The 6603-nt window shown below is 69.1% G+C and carries 6 protein-coding genes; 5 read left to right on the top strand and 1 reads right to left on the bottom strand.

Annotation, left to right across the window (positions count from 1 at the left end):
• The first annotated feature begins 178 nt into the window (after positions 1–178).
• The 5 genes from AC4IJH_RS22395 to AC4IJH_RS22375 all read left to right on the top strand — a co-directional run bounded on the left by AC4IJH_RS22395 (position 179) and on the right by AC4IJH_RS22375 (position 5801).
• Positions 179–1912: a WXG100-like domain-containing protein gene (locus tag AC4IJH_RS22395; RefSeq protein WP_490853596.1), complete on the top strand. Its 1734-nt coding sequence runs from the start codon at positions 179–181 to the stop codon at positions 1910–1912.
• A 56-nt stretch (positions 1913–1968) separates the two neighbouring features.
• Positions 1969–2544, top strand: a complete 576-nt coding sequence (locus AC4IJH_RS22390) for an SUKH-4 family immunity protein (RefSeq protein ID WP_490853595.1) — start codon at positions 1969–1971, stop codon at positions 2542–2544.
• A gap of 123 nt (positions 2545–2667) precedes the next feature.
• Positions 2668–2955: an SUKH-4 family immunity protein gene (locus AC4IJH_RS22385; protein ID WP_490853594.1), complete on the top strand. Its 288-nt coding sequence runs from the start codon at positions 2668–2670 to the stop codon at positions 2953–2955.
• Positions 2956–3151: 196 nt separating this feature from the next.
• On the top strand, positions 3152–3988 hold the full coding sequence (locus AC4IJH_RS22380) for a nucleic acid/nucleotide deaminase domain-containing protein (RefSeq protein ID WP_490853593.1): 837 nt from the start codon (positions 3152–3154) through the stop codon (positions 3986–3988).
• A gap of 19 nt (positions 3989–4007) precedes the next feature.
• Positions 4008–5801 (top strand): WD40 repeat domain-containing protein, encoded by a 1794-nt coding sequence (locus AC4IJH_RS22375; RefSeq protein WP_490853592.1) that lies wholly within the window; start codon positions 4008–4010, stop codon positions 5799–5801.
• Between the two features lie 165 nt (positions 5802–5966).
• Here the strand turns inward: AC4IJH_RS22375 and AC4IJH_RS22370 are convergent, their stop codons facing one another.
• Entirely contained in the window at positions 5967–6581 is a 615-nt protein-coding gene (locus AC4IJH_RS22370) for a hypothetical protein (protein WP_490853591.1), read from the bottom strand.
• Positions 6582–6603 lie beyond the last annotated feature (22 nt).

Genomic DNA, 6603 nt, shown 5'->3' with positions numbered 1-6603 from the left:
GCTCCCGGACTGTCCGTCCGGGAGCCGCGGCAGTTCTGTTCCGGCCCGGCGCTGCGTCACCGAGGGGCGGTAATAGTTGAGCAACATCCCTCCCTGGCACCACACTTCACCCTTGTCTCGCACACGCGCCTGAAGTTACGTTCCGTCGGCCGGTGTTCGAGCGACGGGGGTTGTGGTCATGGGCGTGGTGCTGCCCGGCTGGGCGGATGAGCTGCTGGACCTGATAGGCGTTTCCTGGCCGAATGTGGACGAGGACGACTACCGCGAAATGGCCACCGCCATGCGGGAGTTCGCCGACGACATCGACGACGGCGCCACCCAGGCCCACGACAAGGTGCAGGCGCTGCTCGGCGCCAACGAGGGCGATGCGCTGGAGGCGTTCAACGCCCACTGGGGGAAGATCAAGGGCACCCACCTGAACAACCTGGCCCAGGCGGGGCGGCTCTGTGCCACCGCCATGGACGGCGTGGCCACCCTCATCGCGGGCGCCAAGGGCGCCGCCCTCATCCAGCTGGGCATCCTCGCCGCCGAAGTCCTGGCCGCCCAGGTCGCCGCTCCCTTCACCCTGGGCCTGTCCGAACTCGGCGCCCTGGGCGCCACCCAGGCCACCCGCGTCATCGTCAAACGCCTCTTCAAGGAGGTGTGCGAACAGGTCGCCGAGCACGTCATCAGCACCGCCATGACCCCCATCGAGGAGTCCCTGGCCAACATGGCGGGCGACCTCGTCGTCCAACTCGCCGGCAACGCCCTGGGCACCCAGAAGGGCATCGACCTGAGCCGCACCGCCGACGCCGGCAAGGAGGGCTTCCACCAGGGCGTCGACAGCGCCAAGCAGCAGGCGGGCCAGATGCACCTACTCAGCGCCGGGGGCGGGGGAGGGGTCGGCGGCGCGGGCGGCAGCGGGAAGTTCACCGTCGACCACGCCGCGTACGACGACGTCGCCGGCGGCTTCGAACGCATCGGCGGCGGCATGCGCGACAAGGGCCGCACCAAACTCCACCGGGCCAAGGGCCACCAGGGCAGGACCCGCGGCAAGGACTTCATCGCCGACGCCGCCAACAACATGCTCGACAAGGTCGTGACCAAGGTCGAGCAAGCCGTCACCCAAGCAGGCAAACACGTAGCCGAAAGCATCCCCCAGGGCCTGAAGTGCATGTCCAAGAATCATCGTGAGAACGATGAGCACATTGCCTATTCGCTGGCCGAGCTGAAGAAGCACGATGACAAGACCCCCATGTATCTGATGGGGGATGACGGAACCATTCGGCGACTGCGGGCCGACGGGAACGGCACCGACGCACTGACCGAGGACGACAAGAAGCGGCTCGGTCTCAACTTCGGCCCGAACAACGAGGTGAAGATACCCGAGAAGGGCGACTCACTGGCGAGACTTCCGGCGCGCAAGAAGGGCGATCGGGAGCCACGGCCGCGGGCGAGTTCGCGCGAGGTGGCGCTCGGCAGCACCGAGCTCGCCCGGGCGACCCAGCTGGCCAGGCACGCCCAGGGCTCGTACGGCACGCACCGGTCGGTCAAGAAGGTCGTGGACGGGAAGGAGGTGGTGGTGGACGACTTCACCAGCAACAATTACGCCGCGGGGCGTTTTGACGGAGCGAACGGAAGGGGGGACTTTATTCTGGTCGGCCGTAGCCAGCGCTATCCCAATACCAGGCACTCGGAGCGTATGGTGGGCCGGGCATTCCTTGAGGACGGTATGCAGGGAAGAATGCGTGAGCTCTATACCGAGCGTGCGCCCTGCTCGAACCCCAACTGCGGTGCGTGGATGCATTCGAGATTTCCGGGCGTGGATGTGTCGCACAGTGTGGACTATGGGTCGACCAAGGAATCCAGAGCCGCGGGCAACGCGAAAATGATGAACTATCTTGACCTTCTCAAGGCGCGCAGAGATGCATAACGATACGCTGCTATGCTGGGCGCCCGCCGTGCGAACCAAAAGAAATGGGATGGATTGTGACATTCTCGATCGACCGGGCAGAGCTGGCGGACTTGTTCGAGCCGGGTGAGATTGCGGTTGCTGCAATGGACCGGCTCGCCGAGATCCGGCACGCGCCGACTCGTCAATTTCTGCACGAGGTCGGAATCCCGCTCAGAGAGAATCCCTGGTTCGAAATCGACGATATTTCCCAAGAGGATTTCACGACCCTCGGCGAACGCTACGAAGACCTCTCGGAAAGCTATGACAACCTTCCGCCCAACGCTGCGGAATGGCTGGTGCTGGGGGCGGTCTACTACGACGATGTCGCCATCGATCCGGCGAGTGGAGAAATCTACTGCATCCCGGAGGACGCGGCCGAGGTCTATCGGCTCAACAAGAGCATCGACGCGTTCGTCGCTTTTCTCTACCTGCTGGAGAAGGAGCGGCCGGACTACGACTTCGAGTCGGAGAAAGAGGTGCTCGATCTGGCGGGTGCGGTGAGCCGCCTGAACTCCCGAATGCGAGAGATTGACCCCGAGGCGCTGGCCGTCCCGCATTCACGCTGGCGCGACATTCTCGAATATGTGGAAGAGCCGGCGGCGCGGCACTAGAGGGGACCGGAGCGGCTTTGGGCCAGCAGTGGGTGAACCGGCAGCAGCTGGAGTCGGTGTTCTCGGCCGATGCGCTGGTGACACCTGCTCCGGACCTGCTCACGGGGATCCGGCATCCGGAGGGTGGCGGTCGACGCGGACTCCGGAACTGTCTACTGCCTGCCGGAGGAGAGCGCGGAGGCATACCCGCTCAATCGGTACCTCTATTCCTTCGCCTATTTCCGCTGCCTGTTCCAGACCGAGCGCCCCAACTACGACCCGGAAGCGACAGAAGAAGGCAATCGGTCCCCGGCGCAGTCACTGGAACATATGCTCTCCGAGATGCGCCGGGCCGACTCCATGAGCCTGGGCGACCCGGAGTCGCTGTGGCGGCGGCTGCTCGCGGATGTCGTCTGGCCGGGCGAAATGTGAGAAGGGGCCATGAGGGTATTGGTGATGCCGTGGCGCGTATGTGTGAGGTGGATTCCATGGCGCTGGAGAATCCGGATTCTGTCTGGCGGCTTTGGGCTGAGCGGCCCGGCTGGGCTCTGTGATGGGGCTCTGGGAATGGGATTGCGTGGGCAGGGGATGGATATGATGCTCGCCGGCTCGTTGATGAGGGGTGAACATGACGGACTCCGGTGAGGGGATGCGGCATTTCGGACAGGCGGCGGGTGGTGATCCGCTCGGCACGCCCGCCGGTGTGCGCCGGCTTGCCGGAGTGGCGGTGCCATGGCAGGTGGGGCCCTATTTCGTTACCGCCGCCGATGAGCCCGTGTCGCTGGCCGAATACGCGGATGTCTGCGAGCGCGGGATCGCGCTGGAGGAGACCCTGACCTGGGCGCGGATCGGTTCGGACCAGGGATATGAGATCTGCGCCGACGGCGACGGCGTCGTCAGGGCCGTACTGCTGGACTATGACGAGCCGTTGAGGTTGGTGAACTCGACGGTCGAGGTGTTCGCGCGGGCGCTCGGCGAGTTGGAGCAGACGCTGGGCGTGATACTCGGGACCGACCAGCCGCAGGTGGCGGCGGAGGCGTTCGGGCGGCTGGAGGAGCGGCTGCGGGCGCTGGACCCACGGGCGTTCGAGGACCGCGAGAACTGGTGGCCACTGGTGCTGGACGACATTCGGGACACCGCCGGCGCCGAGTGGTACGCGGCCTTCGAGTATGTGGATGCCGGCAGTGAGAAGCAGATCGTGACGCAGGCCGGCGGGATTGCGCTGCACCCCGAGGAACGGCTGTGGGGCGTACTGCGAAATTCGGGTGTGGAGCCGGAGCAAGTGCTGCGGATTCACACCGAGTTGGAGGCATGTTTTATGCCGGGGCATTACTGCTCGATGTGGTTGGAGCAGGTGTTCCCCGATGCGGAGCTGACGCACAACTTCCCTTACGGAGAGACTGCCGAGTCGCGCGCACAGGGAATCCAGCTGCTGCGCGAGGCCGCCGCCCGACCGCCTCAGTAGCGAACGGATTCGTGAGCCGATGACGAGCAACCCGCCTGCCGCCGCGCCCGACACAGCCGCCTGGCCACCGTTGGATCCGCAGCGCAAGGACGCCGGACTGGCACTGGTCGACTGGGCCGCTGACGTGGGCGGGACGCGGGCCCGGCTGTGTCTCGTACGGGGCGGCCGGGCCAGCGGCAAGAGCCATTTGATCGCCTGGTTCTTCGCGGGCGCGGCCGGTCATCCGCGGACCACCGTGCACGCCCTCGTACCGGCCGAGGGCCTGTTCACCGAGGCGTTCGCCTGGGAGCTCGGGCGACAGCTGGGCTACGGGCCGCTGCCGCCGCATCGGCTGCTGGACCGCATCGCCGCCGATCAGCGCCCGCTGCTGCTGCTCGTACCGGAGCTGAACCGCGCCGGGCGGGGGCCGGCCGAGCTGCCGCAGGCCGATCCGCGGCGGCTGGTGGCCGAACTGCTGCTTCCGCTGCTGGAGTTCCCGCACGTACGGCTGGTCGCCGAGGTCGACGAGGCTGCCGGGACCCAGGCGCTCTTCGGGGAGCCCGGGGGACGGGCGGTGGCCAGTGTGGACCTGGGTGAGCTGCCCTTTCCCGGCGCAGCGCCGTCCCGCAGCGAGGCGGCGGACTTCACCGCCCTCTTCGCCACCGTGCCGCGCACCGGGCAGGGGCGCCCGATCTGGGGCCAGGCACCGCCGGCCGCCCGTGACCAGGCGCTCGACCGGGCGCTCGTCGCGGGGGACAGGGGCAAGGCGGTGCGTACGCTGCTGACCGACCCGGGATTTCTGGTGCACGGGTCGGCCGTGTCGATCACCGCGGCGCTGGCGGATCGGTACATACCGTTGCCGGCCCGGCTGCGCGAGGTCTGGGGGCGGGCAGCGCCGCAGCTGTCCGCCGTGGGGCGGGACGGCACCGAGCGCGCCGCGCTGCTGCACGCCGCGGCGCTGGGCGGCGAGCCGACCCTCGCCGAGTATCTGCGCCCGCTCGCCGAGCGGCATCACTGGTCCGCGGTGTGGGCTCGGCACGGGACGCCGGTCACCGCGCTCGCCCAACTTCCAGGTGAGGTCGCTGACTTGGCCGTCGCCGATCCGGTGGGCGGCTTGTCCGCGTACGCCCCGGCGACGGGGGACCGGGCCGGTGCGATCGCGTCCCCTGCCGCGCTCCGCCCGTACGGCATCGCCGCCCGCACCGACCGTGCGCTGCTGCTTCTCGACGAGAGCGGCGCTCTGCAACCGGTGGTGCCGGTGGACGAGGAGCCGGCCGCCACGGTCTTGGCCGCCGTGGCCGAGCACCACGGCCGGGCCGCGCTGTCGGCGGCGGCGTTCCGGCCCACCGCGCTCGCGAGCTGCCCGCGGACGTCCCTGACCGCTGTCGGTGACGCGCAGGGGGCGGTGCATGTCTGGTCGCTGGGGGAGTACCAGCCACAGCCCCGTTCCTGGCAGTTGCACCGTACGACGGTGCTGGCCACCGCCGCCGTGGGGGTGCCGGGCGAGGGCCTGGAGCTGGTCTTCAGCGCGGGTGCGGACGGCAGCGTGCGGATGTGGGAGGCGTCCGGTGAACCGATGGAGGGGCCGGTCGAGCAGCGGCCGGCGGCGGTGACCGCGCTGGCGGCGGCGGATACGGCGGCCGGTCCGGTACTCGCGGTGGCCTGGGACGACGCCGAGATCCACCTGTGGCAGGTGCTGTCCGGGCGGGTCGGCACCGTGCCGCTGCTGTACCGCTGTGCGGCGCTCGCGCTCGATGGGGACGGGCAGTTGACCGTGGGCGGGCCGGACGGGATGTACGCGATCCGGCTCGGCCTGGACCGGCTGTGGGGCTGAGGCCGGGCAGAGACTGCCGGGCAGAGGCTGAGGCGCCCGGGAAGTGAAGCTGCCCGAGGAGTGAGGCCGCCCGGGAAGTGAAGCCGGGCGGGAGCTGTGTCCCGGGGGATCGGGGCCGGGTATCGGGCACGGGCGGCGAGTGAGGCCCGGCGGGCGGGGCGAGCGTCAGTCAGGCTGCCGGGGGAGGGCCGCCACAGCGGGGCGGACATCGATGCCCGTCCAGTCGTACAGGCCGTACATGTGGTGGTTGCTGCCGGTGAACAAGGTGATCAGGCTCTGGCCGCGCTGCCAGGTCAGGGCCCGCTCGGGCTGGTGCTCCGGCAGCGGGTCGGCCACGGTGCACGGGTCTCCCAGGCGCTCGTGGAGCAGCTGCTCGGCGGCGGTGAAGCGGGCCTCGAAGTCCTCCCACGACGCGTCCGGGGACCATTGGGCCTGCGGCGGTACGTCCAGGTCCCAGTAGTCCTCCAGGGGCGCGGGGCCGCCGTCGGCACTGGTGACGTCGATGGCGGCGTACGCCAGGGGGAGCACGATGGCGCAGTCCGTACGGCAGTCCGGGTGCGCGCAGACCCGGTCCCGGTCGCGAGTCCTGCGGCAGCCCGGGTGTTCACCGAGGACCAGGTGCCAGTCCTCGTCGTGGTCCGCGCCGAGCGGCCAGTACTCCAGCCAGCCGACGACGGGGGAGCCGTCCTCGCCGGTGGCGTGCCAGCCGTTGCGTATGAAGACGTCCTCGAAGGCCTGGCGGGACCAGGGGAGGTCGGCGAACTCGACGATGCGGTCCACCCATGGGAGGTGAGGGGGAACG

The sequence above is a fragment of the Streptomyces sp. UF-297 genome, from assembly GCF_058245575.1.
Note: the sequence above shows the minus strand (reverse complement) of the source record. Positions and strands in the feature narration are given on the sequence as shown.